Annotated in this window: 22 protein-coding genes and 1 tRNA gene; 5 read left to right on the top strand and 18 right to left on the bottom strand. The window is 50.8% G+C overall.

Annotated features, from left to right (window positions below):
- Nucleotides 1-24: 24 nt before the first annotated feature.
- Entirely contained in the window at nucleotides 25-1215 is a 1191-nt protein-coding gene (locus EKK48_28130) for a prephenate dehydrogenase/arogenate dehydrogenase family protein (protein ID RTL35565.1), read from the bottom strand.
- A gap of 44 nt (nucleotides 1216-1259) precedes the next feature.
- The gene (gene aroF, locus EKK48_28125; GenBank protein RTL35564.1) at nucleotides 1260-2180 is read right to left on the bottom strand and encodes a 3-deoxy-7-phosphoheptulonate synthase; all 921 of its coding nucleotides are present in this window, start codon (nucleotides 2178-2180) and stop codon (nucleotides 1260-1262) included.
- A gap of 438 nt (nucleotides 2181-2618) precedes the next feature.
- On the opposite strand from aroF, the gene EKK48_28120 reads away from it, so the two are divergent.
- Entirely contained in the window at nucleotides 2619-3089 is a 471-nt protein-coding gene (locus tag EKK48_28120; GenBank protein ID RTL35563.1) for a universal stress protein, read from the top strand.
- Between the two features lie 38 nt (nucleotides 3090-3127).
- Here EKK48_28120 and EKK48_28115 read toward each other — a convergent pair whose 3' ends face one another.
- Nucleotides 3128-3313 carry a hypothetical protein gene (locus EKK48_28115; protein RTL35562.1) on the bottom strand — a complete coding sequence of 62 codons (186 nt, stop codon included), beginning with the start codon at nucleotides 3311-3313 and terminating at the stop codon, nucleotides 3128-3130.
- 210 nt (nucleotides 3314-3523) lie between these two features.
- On the opposite strand from EKK48_28115, the gene EKK48_28110 reads away from it, so the two are divergent.
- Both EKK48_28110 and EKK48_28105 read left to right on the top strand, forming a co-directional pair.
- Nucleotides 3524-4432 carry a hypothetical protein gene (locus tag EKK48_28110; protein RTL35561.1) on the top strand — a complete coding sequence of 303 codons (909 nt, stop codon included), beginning with the start codon at nucleotides 3524-3526 and terminating at the stop codon, nucleotides 4430-4432.
- Between the two features lie 11 nt (nucleotides 4433-4443).
- The gene (locus EKK48_28105) at nucleotides 4444-5394 is read left to right on the top strand and encodes a threonine/serine dehydratase (protein RTL35560.1); all 951 of its coding nucleotides are present in this window, start codon (nucleotides 4444-4446) and stop codon (nucleotides 5392-5394) included.
- Here the strand turns inward: EKK48_28105 and EKK48_28100 are convergent.
- The 6 genes from EKK48_28100 to EKK48_28075 all read right to left on the bottom strand — a co-directional run bounded on the left by EKK48_28100 (nucleotide 5391) and on the right by EKK48_28075 (nucleotide 14448).
- Nucleotides 5391-6164: a hypothetical protein gene (locus EKK48_28100; GenBank protein RTL35559.1), complete on the bottom strand. Its 774-nt coding sequence runs from the start codon at nucleotides 6162-6164 to the stop codon at nucleotides 5391-5393. The two genes, EKK48_28105 and EKK48_28100, sit on opposite strands and share 4 nt — an antisense overlap.
- A 508-nt stretch (nucleotides 6165-6672) precedes the next feature.
- Nucleotides 6673-7101 (bottom strand): adenosylmethionine decarboxylase, encoded by a 429-nt coding sequence (speD, locus tag EKK48_28095; protein RTL35558.1) that lies wholly within the window; start codon nucleotides 7099-7101, stop codon nucleotides 6673-6675.
- 524 nt (nucleotides 7102-7625) lie between these two features.
- On the bottom strand, nucleotides 7626-11231 hold the full coding sequence (locus EKK48_28090; protein RTL35557.1) for a DNA polymerase III subunit alpha: 3606 nt from the start codon (nucleotides 11229-11231) through the stop codon (nucleotides 7626-7628).
- 199 nt (nucleotides 11232-11430) lie between these two features.
- On the bottom strand, nucleotides 11431-11652 hold the full coding sequence (locus EKK48_28085; GenBank protein RTL35556.1) for a hypothetical protein: 222 nt from the start codon (nucleotides 11650-11652) through the stop codon (nucleotides 11431-11433).
- A 170-nt stretch (nucleotides 11653-11822) separates the two neighbouring features.
- Entirely contained in the window at nucleotides 11823-13358 is a 1536-nt protein-coding gene (locus EKK48_28080; GenBank protein ID RTL35555.1) for a hypothetical protein, read from the bottom strand.
- A gap of 172 nt (nucleotides 13359-13530) precedes the next feature.
- The gene (locus tag EKK48_28075; GenBank protein RTL35554.1) at nucleotides 13531-14448 is read right to left on the bottom strand and encodes a hypothetical protein; all 918 of its coding nucleotides are present in this window, start codon (nucleotides 14446-14448) and stop codon (nucleotides 13531-13533) included.
- A 16-nt stretch (nucleotides 14449-14464) separates the two neighbouring features.
- Between EKK48_28075 and EKK48_28070 the strand changes: the two genes are divergently transcribed.
- A complete protein-coding gene (locus tag EKK48_28070) occupies nucleotides 14465-15076 on the top strand; it encodes a hypothetical protein (protein RTL35553.1) in 612 nt (203 codons plus the stop codon).
- Nucleotides 15069-15713: a hypothetical protein gene (locus EKK48_28065; protein RTL35552.1), complete on the top strand. Its 645-nt coding sequence runs from the start codon at nucleotides 15069-15071 to the stop codon at nucleotides 15711-15713. Before EKK48_28070 ends, EKK48_28065 begins: the two co-directional genes overlap by 8 nt.
- 1 nt (nucleotide 15714) lies before the next feature.
- Here the strand turns inward: EKK48_28065 and EKK48_28060 are convergent, their stop codons facing one another.
- From EKK48_28060 to EKK48_28020, 9 genes are all read right to left on the bottom strand, one after another.
- Nucleotides 15715-15960: a hypothetical protein gene (locus EKK48_28060; protein ID RTL35551.1), complete on the bottom strand. Its 246-nt coding sequence runs from the start codon at nucleotides 15958-15960 to the stop codon at nucleotides 15715-15717.
- Nucleotides 15961-16011: 51 nt separating this feature from the next.
- Complete coding sequence (locus EKK48_28055; protein ID RTL35550.1) at nucleotides 16012-16761, bottom strand: hypothetical protein; 750 nt, start codon at nucleotides 16759-16761, stop codon at nucleotides 16012-16014.
- Between the two features lie 27 nt (nucleotides 16762-16788).
- Nucleotides 16789-17415, bottom strand: coding sequence for a Holliday junction branch migration protein RuvA (ruvA, locus tag EKK48_28050; GenBank protein ID RTL35549.1), 627 nt, complete (start codon nucleotides 17413-17415; stop codon nucleotides 16789-16791).
- A gap of 55 nt (nucleotides 17416-17470) precedes the next feature.
- Nucleotides 17471-17544 (bottom strand) — tRNA-Pro (locus EKK48_28045).
- A gap of 13 nt (nucleotides 17545-17557) precedes the next feature.
- Nucleotides 17558-19936: a serine/threonine protein kinase gene (locus EKK48_28040; protein ID RTL35548.1), complete on the bottom strand. Its 2379-nt coding sequence runs from the start codon at nucleotides 19934-19936 to the stop codon at nucleotides 17558-17560.
- Nucleotides 19937-19957: 21 nt separating this feature from the next.
- On the bottom strand, nucleotides 19958-21700 hold the full coding sequence (locus EKK48_28035) for a hypothetical protein (GenBank protein ID RTL35547.1): 1743 nt from the start codon (nucleotides 21698-21700) through the stop codon (nucleotides 19958-19960).
- Nucleotides 21701-21704: 4 nt separating this feature from the next.
- Entirely contained in the window at nucleotides 21705-23153 is a 1449-nt protein-coding gene (locus EKK48_28030; protein ID RTL35546.1) for a serine/threonine protein kinase, read from the bottom strand.
- 60 nt (nucleotides 23154-23213) lie between these two features.
- A complete protein-coding gene (locus tag EKK48_28025) occupies nucleotides 23214-24131 on the bottom strand; it encodes a diguanylate cyclase (GenBank protein ID RTL35545.1) in 918 nt (305 codons plus the stop codon).
- 137 nt (nucleotides 24132-24268) lie between these two features.
- The gene (locus EKK48_28020) at nucleotides 24269-24640 is read right to left on the bottom strand and encodes a DUF309 domain-containing protein (GenBank protein ID RTL35544.1); all 372 of its coding nucleotides are present in this window, start codon (nucleotides 24638-24640) and stop codon (nucleotides 24269-24271) included.
- Between the last annotated feature and the right edge of the window lies 1 nt (nucleotide 24641).

Below are 24641 nucleotides of genomic sequence, written 5' to 3'. Positions count from 1 at the left end.
TTCAGCAATTCAAGCTTCAGCAATTTAAGCGTCAAGCACTCTGGGCAGCCGACTCGCGGTTTGAAATAGTGTGTCCAGGCACACTTCATCAGTTTTCAATGCGGAAAGCAAATCGTCGATACCTTTCTGCAAATCAGTCAGGGCATCGACGATATCGGTTTTGTTCTGAGCTACTATTTCTCGCCACATGGTGGGAGGGCTCTTCATCAGGCGCGAAAACTGGCGAAGACCAGGGCCGGAAAGTCTGGCGAATTTTGCTAATTCGTTATCTGGAATATCTCTGGCAATTTGCGATCCTATCAGCACTGCCACAAGCTGAATCAGATGGCTGGTGCGTGCCAGCACTGCATCATGCTCGCAGGAACCAACTACCTCTACGTGGAAACTCAAAGTCGTCAGCCAGCGAATCAAGCGCCGCACTGAAATTTCAGACGACTTTTCACCGGGCACAACGCAGAATGTACTTCCCTCTACACTCAGGTCTAACGCTGCTTTCAGTCCGCTTCTTTCGCTGCCGAAAAGCGGGTGTCCGCCGATGAAATCTGCTCCTTTAAGATTTAGATTTTCGGCCAGCTCGACTATCTGTCTTTTGCTCGAGGTCACATCGATGACGAGCTTTCTCTTCGAGAGAAGGGGCGCAATCTCTTTCAATAATTCAATATTCTGGCTTGGAGAGGCTGCCAGAATGATCAGGCTGGAGCGCTGCAGTGCAGTTTTCTGGTCTTCGACGCCTTTATCTATCAATCCTTGTTCAAGTGCATCGGCAAGAACATCATCTCTGTCGACTCCAATTATCTTGGTGTCGGGCAGTCTTCTCTTGATTAATCGAGCCAAGGCACCGCCAATCAGTCCGATACCGAATATGGTGACCTGGGGGAAGTAAGTAGTTACTTGCGGGTCGATGGCATTTTCTTGTTGGATCTGCCGGCTTAATTCGAACAATCGTTCATACGTGTTACGAATCGCGTTGCGCATTTGCTCTGTTTCACCGATTTTTGAAACTCGGTCGAGCACCTGCTCTTCACGAGAGCGATCTTTAATTGCCATTCCCAGTTGGGCTTTCACCTCGGTCAACTCGCCGGCTAACTTTAAGCGCTCGTTTAACATTGCGGCTATCTGGCTATCTAGTTCATCAATGCGGGTCCGAATTTCGCCCAGGCGAGTCTGAGCTCGCACGTTGGAGCTATTTGACGAAGGCGCTTTCGGTCGTCGCATCAGATTACTTCCGGCAAAGCCAAAGAGTCGGGAATCAGTGAATCCTACGATAGTCTGCGCAGCAGGCTGCCTGACTTATCTTTTTCGAATGAGACTTTAACATGCTTGTCGGAAGAATTCACGATCGAGAATTGTCTTCTGTCTGCGTTAATGACTCGGCGTCCCACTGCTTCGGCAATTGGTCGCAAGCTCGTCGTCAAGTCGACCATGTCCTGTAAAGACAGAGCCTGTCTTGCATCCGAGACCGACTTCTCTGGTTCAGGATGAGATTCGATGATCAGTCCGTCAGCACCGCAGGCAATGGCAGCGCGGGCTAGATCGGCTACCAGCTCTCGTTTCCCTGCCGCGTGGCTGGGATCAACGATTACAGGAAGATGTGTCAGTTGCTTTAAAGCCACAACTGCGCCCAGATCCAGGACGTTGCGGGTGAATGTGTCGAAACTGCGAATGCCTCGTTCACACATAATTACATTGGGATTTCCACAAGCGAGAATGTATTCCGCCGCCATGAGAAATTCTTCAATTGTTGCGCTCAAGCCACGCTTAAGAAGCACTGGAGTCTGAACTTTACCCAGGGCTTTGAGAAGCTCGAAGTTTTGCATGTTGCGGCTGCCAATTTGCAGCATGTCGGCGTGTGCGCAGACGGCTTCAATTTGTTCGATTGACATAACTTCGGTGACGACTGGCACCTGGTGTCGCTCTCGCACGTCGTTGAGGATTTTCAATCCATCCATGCCCATACCCTGAAATGCGTATGGCGATGTTCTCGGTTTGTAGACGCCGCCACGCAAGGCTTGTACCGGCGCTGTCTTCAGCTTGCATGCCACTTGCTCCATCTGCTGAGCGCTCTCGACGGTGCAAGGACCTCCGATAATCATCAAATCTTTGCCGCCGCAGTGGGCGTTGCCTATCTTGATGATTGTCGTATCATCGCCGTTTTTCTTGCTTGCCAATTTTGCGTCCATTTCGAAAACTCCTTTAAAAGTGCTACAGCCCGGGACCTCACTGGGTTCCGGGCTGGTGGTAAATCGGTTGAAACAAATATGCTTGTTACTCCCGCCCGGAAAATATCCTGCTGGTGAAGAAATAAAAGCTGTAGTACCAATTAGTCGTTTGCATTTGCTTGCTCAAGTTTGTTTTGCTAAAAAAAAGAACCGCAGATTTTCTGCGGTTCACCTGGAGGACCAAGAAAGGTCTAACTCACGCCAGGTGAACCTCTCTAAACCAGTAATAAAAAAAGTTGGTGCGCATTTCGTTTCTTTATTGCAGTGCCAAATTGTATCAACATGCTATCTGAGTTCAGAAGACGCGTCAATAAAATTTGCTGCTGCGGTTTACATTGTCGCTCAAAGTTGGATAATGCAATCATCTTATAGCGTGCAACATGTTGAGAGAACGAGTCTATGAATATTCTGCTCGCAGTCGATGGTTCGCCCTACTCGAAAGCGGCGTTGGATGCAGTACTCGAGCGTCCCTGGCCTGACGGTAGCGCCTTCAAAGTTCTAACTGTGGTTGAGCCATTTCACCCGGAATATGCCGGCTGGCAGACAGCATATGTGCCTCTGGCCGTTGAGGTGCAGGCTGAGCAAATGGCTTCGGCAAAGAACCTGATTGACAGCAGTGCTCACCAGTTGACTGAAAAATTCGGTGCTGACGCCGTCAGCGTGGAAGTGGTCGAGGGCTATATCAAAGACCGGATTTTAGAAATCGCCAAGTCATGGCCCGCTGATTTGATTGTAGTTGGCTCACACGGTCGACGGGGTTTCACCAAATTCTTGCTTGGCAGTGTGTCGGAAGCGATCGTTGCTCACGCCCCGTGCTCGGTTGAGATTGTAAAGTTGCGTGAGCACCCACCTGTCGAACCGGCGCCCTGAACCTGTTGGTCCAAAAGCTCTGTCTCAAGTCCGATCCTTTAGAGGGTCGGCGGGGTGGAAGCGCTGGCTTGAGTTGAATCTTTGGCCGGTGTGGGCTCGTCTTTCTCGACGAAGGGCTCAAAGTAAACTTTTTTGCCGCCCAGTACGAAAAGGCTGAGGACTAGATAACCGAGCACGATTGCAATGAAAAGCACGGCAGACGTCTGAAAATCGGCTGGATGCATTGTGATTTTGTTCCTTGTATTGCCCGAATATTATTGTATGTGGACATTATAAACATTTGAACGGTATATTGACTGCCTTTAACAATGCTCAGTTGTCCTTGTAAACACCCATAGAGCCGCGCTCTTGGATGGTTTTGGGGCTCATGACCACTTCCGCGTATGTGCTATAACAACACAAAGTTTGTGCCCACACGGGTTAGAAGGGAGAAAATGAAGCTGATGAGAGCTAAAAAGCAGTCCGCGCCAGTTGCCATTGCCTGCATCATCGCGGCAACAAGCACCGCCGCACTGGCTAATAATCTCGGAACGCCCGGTTCCGCACTAGATCCCAATAATTACATTGCCCCGGTTCAAAGCAAGCCCAGTAAGGCTCCACGCTCAGACGCTTCGCTCGGCGGAGAGGCGCAGGAGGAAGTGCAATCGACCACAACCTTCGTGACAATGCCGGGGTTCGAGTCGGGCGAAGCACCCGCCCAGCAGGCTAAGAAACCAACAAAAGTAAAAGCTGCTCCTTCTGGCGATGGTGATGGACTGTTGTCAGGGGTGAACGATAAATTCAAGTCCGCCGGTTCCGGTATTGCAAGTGGCACCAAGGCTGCTGGCGATTCCATGAAAAAAGGTACCAAAGCAGTTGGCGATGGTATCGCCAGTGGTGCTAAGGCGTCGGGCAATTTCTTTATAAAGGGTGCACGCGCGATCGGCACAAGCACGAAGAAGATGGGCAGCAAAGTTGCTCAGGGCGCCAAAGCTGCCGGAGACACGGTGAAAGACGGAACGCATGCCGTGGCTGATAAATTGCCTTTTACGGGAGGCGGTAAATCAGACAAATTGGTCGCTCCAAAAGCCGTGGCCAGCAAACCTGCTGCCAAGCAAGAAGACTTGAAACCAGCTGGAAACAGCGAATTACTGGACGGAACGCCACCGCAGCCGGCACAGGTCAAGCCTGAGGCACACGGCTTGAAGCCCGAGCCAAAGCTGCAGAGCAGCAACAAAGAACCAGGTCTGGTTGGCAAAACCTTCGGAACGTTCGGCAAGCTGAACGTATTTCACAAGAAAGGTTCGTCGTCGAGTCTTGAAACGGCCGGCAAAGCACCACGCGAGTCTGACGTAACACACTAGGCTGGGACCGCATGTCTCAAACCTTTAACTTCGTTGAGGTTCTGCGACGTGCAGTGCGACCAACTACATTTGTTCAGTCGCGTAATTTGTCTCGTTTGGCCGGTGCAAACGTAGTCATTGCTTCGGAAACTTTCCAGCACACAGGCAGTTTTAAATTTCGAGCTGCATACAATGTCGCTCAGCAAACGGAAGCGCCGCATTTGATTGCCGCTTCATCAGGTAATTTTGGTCAGGCTCTAGCTTGTGCTTGCCAGTTGTTGGGAAAGAAGTGCACGGTGGTCATGCCTGGCACATCAGCACAAGTCAAAATAGATGCAGTTGCCAGTTATGGCGGCGTTGTCGACATCGTCGACACAACCAGAATTAGCAGAGCTGAGCGTGTCACGCAGTTAGCCCTCGAACACCCTGATGCTCAGGTCGTTTCAGCTTACGATGACCAGCTGGTTATTGATGGCAACTCATCGTTAGGTGAAGAGCTTGTAGAATCCGGTCATAAGTTTGACGCTGTCATTGTCCCCGTCGGTGGTGGCGGGTTGGCATCGGGCATAATCCGTGCTTTGCAGCGACATCATGACCATACACCAGTTTTTGGCGCCGAGCCGCAAATGGCAAATGATGCGTCTCGCTCCCTGCAGAAAGGTGAAATTATAAGAAATGAAAGCGAGCCCCAGAGCATCGCTGATGGTGCGCGAACATTGAGCGTTGGTTTGAACAATTGGCCGATTTTACAATCCGGTCTGCGCACTATAATCGAAGTCGATGAGGCAGCAATTGAAGATGCCGTGCGAATTTTGTTCACCGCTGCCAATTTGAAAGTGGAGCCGACAGGCGCTCTTGCCGTCGCAGCTTTGCTATCAAAGAAGGATTGGTTTGCCGATCAGACTGTTTGTTGTATTGCCAGCGGCGGCAACGTAGATGCCGAAGTCTATCGCCGAATTCTGGCGCCAAATAGCCGTCTTTAGATGATAATTTCGCAGTTGGGCAGCCATTTGGTCAGTTCTACCAGACCAGGGTAGCTAACCTGAGTGCTGCGCAGCCAGAGCTCTTTCAAGTTTGTCAGCTTACCGATAAAGCCCAGACCGTCATCACCTATGTCTGTGCAATTGAGGCGCAATTTTTCCAGATTCTTCATCTCTTTGAGCTTGCTCAGACCTTTATCGCTCACATCTGTAAAGGAAAGGCTCAGTATTTGCAGTTCGGCAAGATTTTTGATGTGGTTGAGGGCTTCATCGCCTATTTCAGTGTCATCCAGGACCAGCTCTTTGAGTTTGGGCATGGTTGAGATTGTCGCGATACCTTCTGTTGTCACCTGTGTGGACGACAGGTTCAATTTTGTAAGCTCTGTCAGGTTTTTTAGATGGACCATGCCCTCATCGCCGACCTGGGTGCAACTTACGTCCAGCTCCTTCAGTCCTGTCAAACGTCCGACGTGGCTGAGCTCGGCGTCGCCGATATCGCTGCCTAGAAAAGAGAGGCTATGAAGCCCGTCTGGTTTAACGTCTGATAAAAGTGCGCATCCGTAGATGGGATCGAAGCTGTAGTAGAGCGATAAGACTGCGCCCCCGGGCACTTTGACCGGCCCCACGGCATCGCCGTGAAACTGTGTCTTGCCTTCCTTGTCTAGTATATAGAGCTCGCCCAGGGACCTGTTCGCTGGGAACTCGACCGTGCGCTCTTCCGGAACACTGGAAACCACGACTTCGCCTTTAATCGGAATATTCGGAACCTTCATTCCTGATTACTCTCTCTCCCTGCTTACAATCTACCCCTTAATGGGCAACTTTTACCACGTTGACTCTGACGTAAGCGTACGCCAAATAGTGCCTGACAACCGTATAAAAATCTCAGCCAATCTTTCTCCGTGTGTCCCGACCTCTTTAAATTGTATGGTGTTTTCCCTTGAGAAAGAGCTGACAATTGCTTACAAGCTGGTCCCCAGTTTTCGATAAGAGCAAACGAGTCGGCTGTCAAATTTGCAGAGTGGCATTGCCCTTGCCATGCTGTGGAGTGAGGCACGTTCATGTTTCGAATTCGCTACGGCTGAGGCGCGCCTGGAGGATTGTATGATGTGACTGGCACCACTTTATGGTCATGCCGAATAAGTATGGATGATATTGCATATGGTGCATTTGAATAGGGGCGAGCGTCGCGCTTTATTGTTGGCGACAAACGGTAGCTGCGGCTTAATCAAAACAAAAGGCGCAGCTTTCGCCGCGCCTTTTTCAATGTCTGGATTCGTTTTAGACAGCTGCAGCAGCTACACGCAAACGCTCAGACTCCACTGCGATACCGGCTCTGCCGAGACTGCGAGGGAACTCGCGGCCGCGCATGAGCAGTTGCTTCTCGTAGCTTTCTGGTTTGAATACGCTACTGAAGTAATCGATCGCAGCCTGGACATCAAACTCTCTGCAGGAGAAGATGTCTAGCGTGACGAAGCCTTTTTCAGGAAAGGTGTGGATGGAGATGTGTGACTCAGCGATGAGCACTACTCCGCTTACTCCCCAATCATCCTCTACTGTGCCCTGATAGCGGAACACGTATGGTGGCATGATTTTCGTCATATCTAGTTGCGCAGGATACGCATCTAGTGCCTGGCTAACTAATCCTAGGTCTGCCAAAAGGTCTTTCGGGCAGCCATAGGCTTCAAGAATTAGATGTGGTCCGAACATAGTTTCTTCCCCCTTTCCGTTCGTTGGTGTACCGAACGTTGTGTTTTGGAATCCGAGTTGTACAAAACACTTCTTTCACAGACGACGAAATCGAAGCTTTGAGCCAAGTGTTTTGCGGGGTACACGAAACGCTTACTTTACACCAGAGTTGGACAACAGCCGGGCCTGGGAATTGGGCGTTGTGTGTTTGTCGAGTCAACCTCCTTGGGTTATTACGAAAGAGCTATTCTACAGCAAAAAAATTTTTTTTGAAGGGGTTTGGAAAGCTGACAAAAATTTTTTTCCTGGCGTCTGTCGCCGAGGTTGTCCGGGATGTCATGCGTTGTCTTCAGCTCACTCTGCTGAGCGGTAAATCCTGCTATCCATCGGCTTCTTCGACGCTCTGTGTGGAGATGCCACCATTGCCGCCGGTTGGATTTGCTCGGTCAAGGAGATGAAGAACCGTAACACTCCTGAACGACGGCCAAGTTTAAGAGATTGTTGAGGGCCGGTCTAAGACTAGCTATTCATGCGGTTTCCGCGGGCTAGACGAAGATTCTCTTGACCATGACGCGCACATTCTCCTCGAAATTGCGGTGCATGTTTGTGACGAAGTCAGCTGACGGCGACACCCAGAATTGCGAGCCGACCAGAATGGTCTGGTTCGATTTGCTGTCTTGCGGGAAGTGGAGCAAGACAGGGTCTTCGCCTTTGTGGGTGTTCAGCACATCTTTCAGGCGATGCAGGTCGCTGAACGACTGGTGACTGTTGAAGTAAATGTCGACCATCGACGCGTCTGAAATTCGTCTGACTGAATTTGCCAGAACTGAGATCTGATCTTCGTTCTTTTTGATCTTGCCTTTGATCAGCAGTAACGACTGCGGCACAAGCACCTCGGGTGGCGTTTTGTCGAGCAATTCGCTGTAAGCTACCACTTCCATCTTTCCGGCGGGATCTTCCAGATGGATAATGCACAGAAGTTTGTTCTGCTTCGTTAGCCGTTTTTCGATACTTATCGCCAGACCGCCGATGATCACGTTAGTGCCATCTTTCGCCTCTTTTATGTCACGCAGGGTGTGCGTTGTGAGGAAGCGAAGGCGGTTGGAGACCTTCTTGAGCGGGTGGCTCGTGACGTAGAATCCGAGTAACTCGTGCTCCATCTTCTGTAGTTCGGATTCCTGGTATTCGCTGCCGTCGCCTGTTAGTTTTAGTTCGAAACTGACGCCGGTGTCGGCTGCCATGCTGAACAAGCTGATCTGACCGCTCGCTTCTTCCGCTTGCTTGCGCTGCGCGCGTTCAACCAGGGCGTCGAGATTCTCCAGAGCTTGTTTTCTTGAGACGTCCAGGCTGAGACAGGCGCCGCATTTGATCAGCGCTTCCAGTGTTCTCTTGTTGCATATGCGCAGGTCGACTTTGGAGATGAAGTCGTTCAATGAGTCGAACTTGCCGTGCAGCTCGCGCTTAGCTACGATTTCTTCAACAGCCGCTTCGCCTACATTTTTTACCGCACTCAATCCGAACCTGATTGAGGTTCCGTCTACGGTGAAGTCATTGCCTGAGATGTTCACGTCTGGAGGCAATATATCTATATTGATGGCCTGGCACTCTGCGATGTAGCCCTGAACCTTTTCCTGGTCGCCGCTGACGCTCGAAAGCAGAGCGCACATGTATTCAACCGGGTAGTGCGTCTTCAGGTATGCGGTCTGGTAGGTGAGCAGGGCGTACGCCTGACTGTGCGATTTGTTGAAGCAGTACTCGGCGAACTGCACCATCATGTCGAAGAGATCGTTGGCGACTTCTTTTGGTACGCCGTTTTTGACGCATCCTCCTACAAAGATTTCGCGCTGCTTTTCCATCTCTTCGGGTTTTTTCTTACCCATGGCGCGGCGCAGCAAGTCTGCTTGTCCGAGGCTGTAACCGCCCAGCTGTTGAGCGATCTGCATGACCTGCTCCTGGTAGACGATTTGCCCATATGTGTCTTTGAGAATCGGCTCCAGAAGCGGCGTTGCATAAGTGATTTTGGTCTTGCCGTTCTTACAATCGATGAATTTGTCGATCATCCCCGTGTCGAGCGGACCCGGACGATAAAGAGCGATGAGAGCCGAAATGTCTTCCATGCAGTTTGGCTTCATGTCTCGTGCGACCTGTCGCATACCGGATGAAGTTTCTAGCTGGAAAATACCGGCCAGGTCGCCGTTGGAGATTGTTGTGTATGTCTTCTCGTCATCGATCGGCAGTTCATCAGGCACTATGTCGATGTCGTGCAGCTGTTTGATGATTTTGACTGCCTTATCGATCATCGTTAAGTTGCGCAGTCCGAGGAAGTCCATCTTCACCAGTCCGACGTATGCTACGTCTTCCATGTAGAACTGAGTGATGATGGTGCCGTCATTATTGCGCTGCACCGGCACAAGCTCTTCCAGCGGCACGTCGGAGATGACGACGCCGGCTGCGTGCATGCCGAAGCTTTTGTTGACGCCCTCTAACTTGCGAGCGACATCGATCACCTGTCTGGCTTCGTCGCTAATCGCATAGACCTTCTTGAACTCAGGATGGTCAGCGATCATTTCATCGAGTGGTGTTGGTTTACCGCGCACCACTGGTACCATTTTGGCGAGCTTGGAAGATTCACCGAAGGGAAATTCAAGCACGCGAGCAACGTCTTTGATGACAGCTTTACTGGTCATGCGGTTGAATGTGATGATTTGCGCAACCCGATCGGCTCCGTATTTTTCGCCGACGTATTTGATCACTTCTTCGCGACGTTCGATGCAGAAGTCTGTATCGATATCGGGCATCGACTTTCTTTCAGGATTCAAAAACCTCTCGAACAGTAAGTTGTACTTGATGGGGTCAATGTTTGTGATGCCCAGGGCGTAAGCAACCAGACTGCCGGCGGCAGAACCTCGACCGGGACCGACTGGAATTCCTTTCTTTCTTGCGTACTGGATGAAGTCGCTGACGATTAAGAAGTAAGAGGCAAAATTCATGCCTTCGATTACTTCCAGTTCGACACGAGCTCGAGTCTGTACTTCAGGCGTGACCTCTTTGTATTTTTCTTTGATGCCTTCGTGAACCAGCTGATTCAAGTAAGATTCGGCTGTTTGTCCTTGCGGCACGGTAAATACAGGCAAGCGTGGTTCACTGGCTAATTTGAAGGACTCGATCTTATCGGCGATTTCGAGTGTGCTGCGCAATCCTTCTTCGATGTGTTCGATGTCGAGGTGGTCTCTAAAAAGGTGATACATCTCGTCGCCGTTTTTGATGTATTCCCATCCGCTGAACTTCATGCGTTGAGCATCGACGACGTTCTTGCCCATCTGAATACACAACAAGCAGTCATGAGCAACCGCATCATCTTTGCCGGTAAAGTGACTGTCGTTTGTGCAGCAAAGTTTGATGCCCAGCTCTCTTGCGATCTTGACGAGCTGTCGATTTACTTTTCGATCTTCGGGATAGCCGTGGTCCTGAATTTCGATGTAATAGTCGTCTTTAAAGACCTCCTTGTACCACTTAGCGGCTGCGAGGGCTTTGTCGTATTCATCTTTGAGCAGATGTTGACTGAGCTCAGCGCCCAGACAGCCTGAAAGAATAATCAGACCTTCGCTGTGCTCTGCGAGCATCTCTTTGTTCATGCGAGGCTTGTAATAGTAGCCCTCGGTGTGTGCGCGCGAGTTTAGCTTGACCAGATTTTTGTAGCCGGTCTTGTTTTTGCTCAGGAGAATGAGGTGATAAAGTGGCGGACGAACGGATTTGTCTTTGATGTCGCCATCGATGATATAGCCTTCGCACCCGATGATAGGCTTGACGCCGCCCAATTCCTGACATGTTTTGGTTAGTTCGATGGCACCATACATGACACCATGATCGGTGACAGCGACTGCCGGCATGTTTTCTGCCTTAGCTTTTTTGACCAGCTCTTTGATACGAGTCGCTCCGTCGAGCAGGCTGTACTCGGTGTGCAGATGCAGCGGTACGTATGGGCGTGGCGGCATGCGGTGTCTCCGGAGTGTTTTGTGTGGACGCGAGTGCCTTACCTGCTCGCGTCCTGCTGATTGGCTTGGCGCAAGCCTGATTGTTAAGTGTGGTCTGACGCTTACGCAGGCGGCTTGGCGTGCGAAGTCGGATTGGGCGATGTCCCACTCAGTCATTCTACATAAGAGAAGACGTCATTTCGTCAGATATAGTTCAAATTCCTGGAACAATATTTTTCTATATCTATTTGATATATTCGCCCGGTTTATTCTTCGTCCTGGGTCAATGTCGAACTGGGGCAAAGAAAAACGGCAGTTCGTTGGGAACTGCCGTTCATATGATGATTCGCCGATAATTCGGTCTGAGTGCCTTTAATTATCTAGCTTTTGCGAACTGGCTGACGTGCGAGAAGGTGCTGCGACGGCTGCGACGACGGATGACCGGTGATCTGTGACCGTCTTCGCAAGCTGCTTCGGCGGCGTGTTCTTTTAGAAGTCTGGCTGTGACTTCTTCACGCTCTAGTTGCACTATTGCCTGTCTGAACCATGCTTGGAGACAAAGACGCTCATCCTTTGTTAATGGTAGTTCATTCATCATCGCTGTATCTCCTTTGCTGGCGTGCTGCTCACGCGCATGGTTGTTCAGTGTATCGCTCGCGGCGATAAGACTTCCGATGCATTCGCAACTTTGCTTCGCACCGTTGAGCCTATTGTAGGGGCTTCCCAAGTGGATGCACCCCTTGTCATCTGAAAATGTAAATTAGGTTTTTAAAAGGTAAGTGCCTTTTGCACAGCAGCGCCGGAATTGACGATGCCGTAACCGAATTTAGCTTGTGTATAACCTGCCGGTTTTGTAGCCGTCGACTGCATGATGCTGAGCACCTGGGCGTTTGTCAGATTGGGGCGCAGTCCCCAGATCTGGGCAGCAACGCTCATCGCAAGTGGTGATGCGAATGACGTTCCGCTGGCGGTGCTCAATTTGTTCGTGCCGTCACCCGAGACTATGCTGGTACCGGGTGCTGCAAACCAGACCGGACCTCCATAGTTGGAGAACGAAGAAAGCGTAGACGTACTTGTGACCGACGAGATAACGATCAGGTTGTTGGTCCGTGGGCTTGAATCGCTTCTGCCATCGTTTCCTGCCGCATTGAAGAGCAAGCCGTTGTGGTTGTTGTAGAAGTCAGCCAGTGCAGTGGTCAAAGCTGGATGGATTCTCGAGTTTGCAAACGTGTATGGCACGCTGGCATTTACGCTCAAGTTAATCAGCTTGACGTTGCGCCCTTCCAGATAGAAGAGAGCGTTGATGATGTCGGCATCGGTCGTTGAGCTCTGATTATCGAACACATTCACCGGAATGATGTTGGCTTGATACGCCGGCGATGCGCCGAGGATGCCGTTGTTGGTGTTACCCATCGAGCATGTCGAGACGAATGTGCCGTGGTAGAACGCGTTCGGACCTGGTGTCTGGTCTGTGTTTCCAGGACCGGAACCCTTTCTTTCGTTGAAGCCTGCATCTACTTTTCCGGACAGGTCAATTTCAGAGCCGATCACACCGCTGTCGATCACTCCCACTGTGACGCCCTGACCGGAGCCTCCATTCGCCCAGCCAGTCGGTACGTTCATCACGCCGTGATGATACTGCGAGCTGTAGCCTGGGTCGTTCGGCGCGCCATTAGGGAAATTCCCCGGTGGTGGTGGCGGAGGAGGGGGTGGCGGAGGTGGAGGAGGTGGTGGAGGTGGAGGTGGAGGTGGAGGTGGTGGCGGTGGAGGAGGAGGAGGTGGTGGAGGCGGAGGTGGAGGTGGAGGTGGCGGTGGTGGGAAGTGCTGATGGTTCTGCAGTCTACTGATCACGTTGCGCTGCACAGCATCAAACAGCTTCTTCTCTTTGGTCAGTTTTTGAATGCTTTCGTCTGTTTTACCGGCTGGCACTTCGATGACGTTGCAAACAAGCTTGCCGTTGGTCATCGTCCGCACAACTTTACCGTTCAATTCCTTCAGTGCATTGCTGACTTCATCTTTGTCTGAGCCAGGATGAACCATTACGAGGATCTGATTCGGTACGGATTCGGGAGTATTCGGTTTAGTTGACTGTGCCTTCGCCATTGAGACGACGCACAGAGTGATCCCGGGTACCATCGCTACTGTGAGAGCGAAACGACTGATCTGATCGCGACCAAAGTTTTTCATTGCCAATCCTCGAACACCAAAGCTTTTGCGAGTATACCTCGTGCCTGCAGAGCTTGTACACTGGCACACTGGGGGTGACCCGGTAGATTCAATATCCACCTGTTGACAATTCGTCATAATTGCCGCCCGCTTTCACAGATGAGCTTTTGGAATCTGGGTTGAGAACGTCCGGTTCGAGCTCGTTTTTGCACCATATTTGGTGCCTTGTGAGGTTGGAGCACTTTTCCAGGTGCTCCACTTTCGCTGTCTGCAGAACTTTTCGACGACTCGTTCTTTCGAGGGTGGAGCCTTACGGGATTGGCTGTCCACCATTTGTGGTAGCTGTGGAGCCGATTCGAACCTGCTGATTTCCGGTTTTCATCGATACATCCATGTTCGCGAAAATCTCCACAGCGGAGGGTATCTGGTCTGCTTTACGCTGGTCTGTATACTTGGCGTCAAGAAACAGTGGTGCCAGTTTTACGAATACTTCCGGATTTGTAAGCCTTGGTGGCGAAACAGATTTTTCTACGTCTGCCGGAAGCGATGAAATTTTGAAGATCAGGTCACTGTCAGGTGAAGGCAGCTTAGCGTCAATATTTCCGCGATAAAGTTGACTGCCCTTTTCGAAGTATTTCTGTTTCTCGTCGTGCTCACGCAGCTCAGGGATGACATCAGTGTTGGTTACGTTCGACTGAACTTTATCGATGTAGCCCAGGTAGACGTCTTGCACGTGTGGGTCATAAGTTTTAAACCAGGGCAAAGTGAACGTAGATTCTGTGTGGGTGTTCAAGTTGTAGCGTTCGACTGATTCGCGAGCTTTCTTCGTAATGTAGGCGATTTCGTTCTTTCGCTCGGCTTCGACGAACTGGGCGCTGCTTCTTGACTCATCCAGAAGCTGGTTAGCCAGAGGTGCGAGGATCTGGTTTCGTTCCTCCGACGCCGCATTAGCGTTTTGCCTGGATACGAAGACAAGCTCTCTGCACCTGGCGACGACGTTGTTCATCTGCCCGATTTTGTCATCTTTATTAAGCGACTCTGCAACCGCCAGGGTTAAGTTGTCAGCCTCATGCTGGCCTTTTTTCTGCTGGGCCAGCAACAAGTAGAATCCAAAGCCAATCAAGCAAGCCAGGAGCACAAGACCAATGACCATCGTCGTCATGGTCAGCATGCTGCCCTGCTGATTTCTTACAAAGCGCGGAGATAGCCTGGTTGAACGAGCTGTCATTAAGGAGACCGTGGGCGTGGGTGACGTCACATGTTATTCTGATGCAGATTCTATCAAAGCACGGCGCCGCATGATACGCGTAAAAATTCGACGTAACAAAGGTCAGCAAATCACAGAATTTGCTGCCGCGCTGATTTTGCTTGTATTTTTGTTCTTTATTCCGTTGCTCGACCTGGGCATCATGCCGGTTCGATACTTCCTGGCTCAGGAACTAATCGGTACCTATGCCCGGAAGTTGTCGCTGTGTGAAAGTCTCAGTCAATCTTTCGCCGTCATGGACGCCGACCCTTCACTTGAGACCAGACTGATCAGGCTGGGTGGAGTGCAGCCAAAGAACATTGTTTTGAGGTTGGTTATAACTCAGAATAATACTCCCAACGAGCGGATTGTAATCACCGAGCCGAGAAAGATACCGAAAGCATGGCTGCCTGAGGGACCCAAAAATCCTTGCGAGTACATTCTCGAGCTCTCAGTCGATTGTCAAATCTCCCCTGCTATCTTGCTGCGTTACATGGGCGTCAGTGCTATCGGGCTCACTGAGCCTGTTCCGTTTAGAATTTCTGCCACTTCACCGTGGGAGAACCTCGGGCGCAATCCGATCACCAAAGGTTACTTCATCAATGAATAGAGCGGTCAGGTTCTTTCCGCTTTTATTCGCATTCATTCTCTTGCTTTCACTGCCTGGTGGTTTGACTGCTGCACAGGATAGTGAGGATGTTGATGACTTTTCCGATGACACGATGAATAAGCGTTTCGACTGGGTCATCATGGCTGATACCACTGAGATGAAAAACTTTCTTAGTTTCCCGAGTTCTGGACTGCATCCAGTCAGTAAAGTAAAAGTTGCGTATCGCCTCACACCGCGCCTGGGGCGCGAGCGGTCGTCTTATGCCGCCGTCGCCTACGAAGAGCTGTGGTATCACGAATGCAGACCAATCGGGTGTCGCAAGGTGCACACGCTCGACATTGACTCCGGTCAGCAGGGCGTTATCTATTTCAGACCCAACTCCAATATGGGAAACAGTCACTGCGCTGTCGCTAACGCCATCGTTCGCCTTATGCTTGATACTGGTTTAAAGCAGGCGATGGTGAGCACTGTTTACGTGCCGTCGGACATTTTTGATCTGGTGCGCAGCGATCTCGGTCAGTTCAACTTCTTTCCTTACGAAATACAGCCAGAAACCGGTATTCGCTCGACGATGCACATTTTTCTGCAATCTCAACCTTCAGGCCGGGAATCGTCGCTCTTTTACTTCACCAACTGACTTATTCCGGTATTTTGCTTATGTAGTTCGGTTGAATTGCATCAAAACAGTTTGATAGCTTCAGCTGTTCGATAGTGCTTTCAACATCTTTCGCTTCTATCAGGACGCTTCTCAGTCTTCCGTTCGAGTTTTGTTTGATAATTACACCGCCGCATTTTGCAATAGCCGCTGCGGCCTCCTGGTCGCTTGTGGCGGACTTGATCATCAGTAGAATCTGGTTGGGAACGTGTTGTGGTGAGTCTGGCATTGCTTTCACTGTTCTTTACGGCTTCAGTTGGTCGTCAGGCGAAACCGTTCTTCAATATAAGTATGGCAGTAACATTTTGGTTTTTGCCTGGAACTCTTCATAATTCGCTCCCAATCTCTCACGCAAGTTCCTTTCTTGTTCGGTTGCAATCCACTTGAACACAATAAAGATTCCTGGAATAGCAAAGAGTGGATACCATGTGCCCATCACCAGAGGCAGTCCTGTGAGCGTCACCAGGGCTGCGAAAAAGCATGGATGTCTGAGGCTTAAAACAGCGGTTTGACTGCAAGTTGTTTCATTTTCGGAGACAACTATTGAACGTGCCGGTGCTAACAGCGCATAGCTATGTGTAGCAAGACCGAAGGTGGTGAGCGCCAGACCTGTGTACTGTAATATCTGCGTGGTGAGAGTGCCGCCGTGAACGACGCCCATGTTCAGCCGCTGACAGAGAGCGCTTGCTGCAAAATACAGAAGCAAGAAAATAAGGGAGCCCAGTGGCATCAGCAGTCTCTTGAACAGTGCCTGGGCAAGATTTACAGGCTGAGTTTCTTTGACTGCCGGCTCATGCGCCTGGATGAATTTGGGTAGCAGTGCACCGCCTGTAATGGCGCAGGCAAGAATCCATTCAACAAAAAAAATCGCCTGGGCCGGCTCGCTCGCGATCAGAGCCATGGTGCGGCGGATGCCGCAGACGGGTACAATCGAGATGCCGGTGCCAACGACGAATCCAAGCATTGCACCGCGAAACGCGAGCATGTTTTTCTTGTTTGGTTTGACAGTGGCAGGCACAGAATTGTTCACTAGAGAGCCTCTGCTGAGCGCATTCGCCTAGGAGATGGATGCTGCACCCAGCACTTTCAAGCTGAAACGAACCAACGACTCGACATCTTCGTCTAGTTTTTCTTCACGAGCTTTCTTCAGAGCCATATTGATTTCGGTGCCGGTGTAACCCAGTCCTTCCAATATATTGCGCACTTCTTCCGCTATTGAACTCCAACCATCCGGCATGTCTGTAGACAATCCGCGTTGTCTGGTCCAGTCTTCGATTTTAGCTTTCAACTCCAGAATAATACGCTGGGCTACTTTGGCACCCACTCCCGGAGCCTGGCTGATCATTTTCTGGTCGCCTGCAAGAATTGCTTCTGCCAGCTGTTGTGGACCAAGTGTGCCCACCAGTGCCAGAGCCAGTTTGGGTCCGATGCCGCTGACTGACTGCAGCAGCCCAAAGATAGCGCGTTCGTCTTGAGTTGCGAAGCCAAACAGGTTCCACTCTGTCTCGCGAATCGTCAAAGCTGTGTGCACAGTTGCTTCATCGCCCGGCAAACCAAGCATCATCAGCGTGCGCCGCGATACGGTCAGTTCGAACCCGACCCCACTTACATCCAGCACCAACCGGTCTGCCTGACCTGTTGTCATCTCTTTCAGCGCGATTGTTCCGTGCAGATAAGCCAGCATCTGGTCGCTCTCGAACCCGCAGGATAGCGCATATCCTACTCATTTATAAAAATTCTCGGGGCGAGAGGATTTGAACCTCCGGCCTTCCGCACCCGAAACGGACACGCTACCAAGCTGCGCTACGCCCCGATAAGTTTTGATTTTAGCAGGACCGCAACGCATTTTCGATATCTTCAATAGATTGATATCGCAAACCGCTGTCGTAGTTTGTACAGGTTGCTACAACCTGATCCAGCCCAGCGCTGACGGCTGGGTTGACCTGAGCCGGGTGTGATTGTGAAATTGGGGTCGGGTCTTCCCCTGTGAGAATATAAGCCAGGGTTGCACCCATCGAATAAATATCACTTGACGGCATCGGCTCGCCTCGAAATTGCTCGGGCGCCAGATACGATGGTTTGCCCACCACTGTTCCTGTTGTGGTGGCCGCCTGATCGAGAGTCTGGGCAACGTTAAAATCGATCAATCTTAGTGTTCCGTCGGTTCCCAGTATGAGATTCTCCGGCGTGAAATCTCTGTGCACCACTGGTGGTTCCTGACTGTGCAGATACTTGAGAATCTCGCACATTTGCAGTGCCAGTGAGAGTGCTTCTTTTTCGTTCACTTTGCCTGATTCTTTGACAATCTGGTGCAAATTTTTGCCGTTCAAATGTTCCAGCACCATGTAGGCTCGATAGTCTTCAACGAAGTAGTCGAGCAGTTTAACGATTCGGGGATGTTCGAGTTGTTTGAGCAGCCTGGACTCTTTTTCGAAGCGTTCAATTGCTTTTCTTCTCACCGTCAGGTCTACGTAGACCGGCAGAACAAACTCTTTTAAGACGACATCCTCATTTGAAACGCAATCATTTGCCAGATAAACTGACCCCTGACCGCCAACGGCGATGACGTCGGTAACTTTGTATTGATTGTCTTTCAGGACGGCACCGCTTACAAGCGGTTTCAGTTTGTCCCGTTTGGGTGGCCCGGTCAGTGCTTCCAGCCAAATGTCGGTATAACTGTAGTCGCTCGGCGGCTGTAAGCTGCTCAGCAGTTCGGAATCTTTTGCCGCATGGGGAGCCCATCTTTCCAGCGCTCTGAGAATTTCCTCTTTAGAGCTGATCGAACGAATAATGTCGAGCCGCACTTTGATAGGCGCGGCATTGTTCATTACAAAAACCATCCATTTTTCTTCCGGATCTTTGCCTGTGCCCTGCTCTAGATGTATCGACGAGACATCTTCCCACTTTTGCAGCCCTCGCTTTTTGAAAGAAGAGGATTTGAGGGTAAAGCCTTTCGATGTCATTTCCAGTATTTGCGGAATCGATCGGCGTGCCAGTATCAGGAGGGAGAGATAGAACGCCGCTATGCCCATGGGGATGAACTGCGCCGTCTGAGGATGTTCGTTCAAGAAGGAGTAAAGCGAGCTGCCGACTGCGTGGCTGGTAATCGGGAAACCGTGATAGTAAACCTGCGTCCAGAAGGCAGCATTGCAGCGCCCCAGGAAGAGCAGCCCGAGCATGATCACGAAATATGATTCAGCGCGCAGAACAATAGCCTGCCAGTCTGGTTTCAGCATTTTCTTGACCGCTTGCGCAGACAGCGCAGCTCCTTGCAGTCGTTGCCCCATAAGCTGCCGTGCTCCTGCGCCGATGACTGCGCTGCGAGCAATCACAGTCACTTTGTCGGTTGATTTCTGTACCTGATCCTTGGCTTTGATAAGCTCCGCTTTCAGATTTTGCGGTTTCAGAACAAGCACTGTTTTGCTGTGTTCCTCCACCCAGTCATCAATCAGTCCTGAGTAGCTGAGTTTGCCGGGAAACATAATCGGCCACCACAAGCGCAAGAAGGTTCGATTCCAAGCTTTGGAAAACGATGGACGCATGCCGTTTTCATCGCAAACCATCAAACCGACTATGGACCATCCTAGAGACGTCTGCCATTTTGAGCTGAGTGAAATTGCAAAATAGAGAGGGCAGGCGAAAATTGGAAGTAACGAAAACACAATCGTCAACCACGTCGAGCCCAGTGTGCTTACTAACGGAACACTGGCAGGATCGGCTCCCAGCCAGGCGCAGATCGCGTCGAGAACAATCGTACCGACGAAAGTGCCGCTGGCGATTTGCAGTGCGAGTGCTGCGAGCGGATAGAAGATCGGAATCAGCGCCGAAATCATGAAGATCGAGAAACCGGCCAGTCCGGAAGCGAAGGCGCATCCTGCGATAGCGGCGAAGCTTTTGTCTGTGCCTGGCAGAAGTGCGGCAATAATAGCTACCGACAGGGCTGCAACGGTAGCTCCGAAGGCTCCGATTACGCCCACATCGAAAATTTCAGCCAGGCTGACCAGGGCTGGCGATGGGCGAACTTTTCGCGCTTGCCTGACCATGTTGGAGGGATCTTCGTCGTAAAGCGAGTCGGGTGAATGTTTGCTTGCAGAGACAGTCAAAGCAGCTCTGGCAGTACCGGGTTTGGCTTCTGTCTCTTCGGCAGAAGCCTTTAGCACCACATCTGGTGTCGTATCTTGAAGCTTGGTTTGCTTTTCTGTCATCTCATTCAGTCGTTGTCTGTATTATTTCTGTTTTTCCGTGTTGTTCTGTTTGTAGTCGTTCTGTTTATTGTTTTTGAGCAGGCTGTTCAGTTGGGCTATGGTCTGGTCTCGCTCATTAGCTGCGGCGCTTGCATCGCCGAGCTTTTTCAGCGATTCGATTTTCACTAAGCGTGGTGCTATCAGTTTTGGATTGATAGCAATGATGGCGTCGCTTTCTGCTATCGCCTGGCGATATTGACCTGCATCGCGCAGTGCTTGCGCCTTGATAGTGCGATACGGCAAGTAGAGCTTGCCTGTATAAAGTCCGTCCGGTGAGTCATAGGTGCTGAGCATTTTCTCTGCTATCTGCAGCGCCTCAGTTGGGCGATGCAGCTTGAGGAGCGCTTGTGCTGCGAGTATTTCCAGGTTTTTGCCGCTGTATGCGCTTCGTTTTCTCAGTGGTGCAAGCGCATCTAAAGCTCGTTGCGGCTCACCTTGCCAGAGCAGCATCATGGCGGCGCGCCGTATTTGATAGGTTTTCATCAACGATTCTGCATTGGTCTCAATGGCTTTGCGGTGCTGACCGGCGCGTAAATTGGTTTCGAAGAGCAGATCACGTTTACTGATGTCGGTGACAATCGTGGACGCTTCATAAGATGTGGTGAAATCCATTTCTGAAGCCGTATTGTATGCCTCGTCTAGAAGCTGAAGATTGTAGTTGGCAATCTCGTTATTCCAGAGGTCCGTCTTGCGCAATTCAGGCACAGCCAGCGCTTCTGATTGCGACAGAAGAATCTGACTTCTAAGACCTTTGACGTCGTAGTCGTCTAACCCATGTTTCTCCGTCAGTGCGAGGAATCGTCTGGCGCTGTCGAATTCTCCTGCATCGATAGCCGCCCAGATGGCTTTGATAAATTCCTCATGGAATGACTCGCCTACGTTTGAAGGAGCGCTCTCGATAAGCTTTAACGCCTGGTCGTAATCTTTGACTGCATTTGCAAAATCCAGATGATCGAAATCGACTTTCGCTCTCCAGAGCCAGTTGCTGGGTAGTTCAGGATGGGCTGCGATGAGCGGGTCGGCGAATTTGAAGCCGGCGTCGCGCTGCCCCTGGCGCACCAGCATTTGCTCTGCCCCTAATCTCGTGAAGATGGCTGAGCGTCCCGCCTGCTCTTCTTGTGTTATTGAGCGGTTCAAGATTTTGATGCGCTCTTCGATCAGTTTTGGATCTGCCTTAGTGCTGCCTGTGTTGCTCGTGAACCCGCTCATTGTGAAGTAAGCCATGTCTCGTTCTCCAAGACAGGCGAAAATCGGAATCGGTTGAAACTGTGCCAGCGCCGCAGCGGCCTTGGCATTCTGGCTGCAAACGTAGTAAATGCTGGTGCCAAATATTCCCAGAAATATCGAGGTGAAGATGCCGAACTTGACGCGGGTGCGCATTTGCTTTTGTTTGTACTCTGCTAAAAAAGCTTGCTCCCTGGCTTTGCGCTCTGCCAGAACGGTTACTCGCAGATCTCGTGAATCAGATGTATTCTCGCTCGGTAATGTCGTCGATTGACTAGAGCTGGCTGCCTGTTCGGTTTCTGCCTTTGTAGGGTCAGGGCCTGCGGTTGTCTGATCGGTTTCTGCGGTTGTCTGGTCAGTTTCTGCGGTTGTTGGATTGGTTTCTGCGGGCGTGTTTTCCTGGTTGTTCGAGTCTGATTTGTCTTGATCGTCAGCTGCGACTTTCAATTCGATATCGGTTTGTTGCCGCTCTAGATGCGGTTTGTTCTTCGAATTTTCCATAGATTCAGGTGTCGCTAAATAGTTTGCCGATTGTATGTTGTGAATAAAGTTCTACCAGGTCGGTTTTGATTTTCACGGCGGACCGGTATCGAGTTTCAAGATCCAGTGCGGTGCATCTTCCGACCAGCGCGTCCAGTTCGTTTGACACTGCTACCTGTTGTGCGGGATGTGACTCGCTCAAGGGGATGGGGTCTTTTCCTGTGAGGAGGAAATGCAATGTGCCTCCAAATGCATAAATATCACTCTGTGTCGTCGCTTTTCCTTGCAATTGCTCAGGTGCCATGTATGCCTGTTTGCCGATAATGGTACCGGTCATGGTGCCAAGGAACTGGTTGGAAGCACCAAAATCGATGATTACGATTGTGCCGTCATTGCGCAAGACAATGTTCTCAGGCGTCAGGTCTCGGTGGATGATGGGCGGCTCGTAAGTGTGCAGATATTCGAGCGCCGACAGAATTTGCACGGCCCAATCGAGGACTTTTGCTTCTGGTTGCGGACCGTTTTGACGCACCAGTTGACGAAGATCTTGCCCGACTACGTGTTGTAAGAGTAAGTAGTGGTGCCCCGCTTCGTTGAAATTGTCCAGCACCGAGATGATGTGTGGGTGTCTCAGTTGGGAAAGAATCGTAGCTTCTCTGCGCAACGATTTCTCAGCTGCTTCGCGGTTGGAAACTTCCATAGATTCAGGCACAACGGCTTCTTTGAGAACGCACATCTCTTTCTGTCCGTCTTGCACTAAATAGATGGCAGAAAGACCGCCAAAAGCCAGTTGTCGTAATACTTTCAGTCGTCCGTTCTGTAATTTGCTTTCCGGTTCGAGTGGTACAAAAGTCGTTGATGAAAAACGGCGCCCCAGTTCTTCATTCCACATGTCGGTGTAACTGAGCTGGCTCAGCCCTTTGCTTTGATTGTGCAACTCGGCCTGGTAGTCAAAGACTGACTGGTCGCGCGTGCAGCCGCTTCCCCACAGTTCGATGGAGAGCAATAACTGCTCGATTGCCTGCGGTTCCATGCCTGCAAGCGGGATGTCGATGGAAGCTCCTGACTTGGTTTGCAAAAGAAGGCTGCGGTTATCGCCCTCACCTCTGGTGATGGTTGCCATTGTTACGCCGATCCAACTCTGCCAGACTTTCGCTTTGTTGAGAAAGGCAACCATGATAGGCAGATACAGTCCATCCCGGTTGATCAGTAAATCATCCGAGCAAGTGGCTTTGACCAGTTTGACTATGGCTCCGGCTATAAGACAGCCAAGCAGCAGGAAGAATGCTGTCATCCCTATGGAAGGATTGGCGACTGCGTATGCAGGACCCCACGGCGCGGCAAGGAAGTAGATGACGGCCAGGCCGACCAATGCCGTCACGCCGAAGTAGACCCTGTCCACCGATGCCGCCAGGCTGTTTAAGGTCCTGAGCTGTGGATGTTTGAGGGGAATTGTGAGATCTGTGTCTGCCAAGCTGAATCTTCTCTCGGGTAACTTTCTTATACCCCACGAGACTTGGCTCGTCGTGAATGGCTATTCTGCTTTCAGGCTGATGTTGCCGCCGTTCATGTGTCCGTGTGAGACCGCGGCTCGAGCATGGGAGAGCAAGACTTTGCCTTCGTCGTCCATGTTGTTGTTGAACTGGCAGATACCGAGGCTGACAGTGATTGAGAACTCTATTTCGTCAGCTGTAAACGGCTTCTGTGCTACGTCGGTGCGTAAGCGCTCTGAAACCTCGATTGCCCCGTTGACATCTGTGGCTGTAAGCACAACAGTAAGTTCGAATTCGCCTGTGCGTACGACAATGTCCGAATCGCGCATTTGAGAGTCGACAATCTGCGCCAGTTGAGTCACTACCTTTTCTGCACCTGACTGTCCAACGGCGCGGATAAGTTCCTTATGTTGGTCGACCTCCAGAACCACGACGCTTATTGGCACATTGTAGCGGCGCGACTGCTTCAAGCTGGTCTTGAGAAACTCATCCAGGTAACGGGGCGACTTCAGTGAGGTGAGGGGATCGGTTAAGGTCAGTTCGCTTATCTGCTCTTCTTTTTTCTTCAACTCATCGCGCAGTGCTTTCACCTTCAAAAGAGAGCGCACGCGTGAAAGCAACTCATTTGGAGCAAAAGGTTTGAACAGGATGTCTTCGCTGTTGGGCTCGTCCACCTTAAAGGTCGGCACCGGCTGTTCACGATTGCCAAGAAAGATAATTGGAATATTGCTTGTCTTTTGCTCTGCACGCAATCTATCGAAAACATCCATTCCGCCCATAAGCGGCATGTGCAGATCGAGAATGACCACATCGGGGGTCCGCACTTTGCAGGCTGCCAGAGCTTTGAAAGGGTCATTAGCCGACGCTACAGTGTAGCCAGCCCGCCTCAATAGCTCTGAAATCAGCATGGTGTGTGCTGGTTCGTCGTCAACTACCAAGATGTTGTGGTTGGCTTTCACGGTCTGGTAAGGATTTCCCTGTGATCTTGGGCGTCATGCAAATGTACAGGTTTGCGACCTGACTATCTTAGGATAACTCAGCCGCCCGGCGCCCCATGCAAAGGATAATAAATGCTTGCCGGGGTTTCAACAACTTGTCAATCCTGTAAAACCTCAATTATGGGGATAGTTATGGGTGGAAATGTATCCACTTGAGAAGTCTCTATGGAGTGGATATTCGACTCGACATCCAGGGCGAACTGACGGATATTCAATCGCATCGTTTTGTCCTGAAACTTTTTCACTCGAGCCAATCCACGCGTCAAGAGTTTTAATGCACCAACGCGATTACTGCGTAAGTAATGGTAATAACCGACAGCTATTTGAATTATGCCCTGGATCAATTCTCGTTCAGGCGAACGGTCGTTTGTCCACAAATGTTCAAGAGTTTCATGACATTCGAAAAATTCCCGGCGATTGAATTGACCAACGCCTGTGAGGAACTCCTCCATTCGCTCCTTTTCGTTCATT

The organism is Candidatus Melainabacteria bacterium (assembly GCA_003963305.1).
Lineage (GTDB): Bacteria > Cyanobacteriota > Vampirovibrionia > Obscuribacterales > Obscuribacteraceae > PALSA-1081.
The sequence above is the reverse complement of the archived record's forward strand: the minus strand, read 5'-3'. Positions and strand labels throughout refer to the sequence as shown.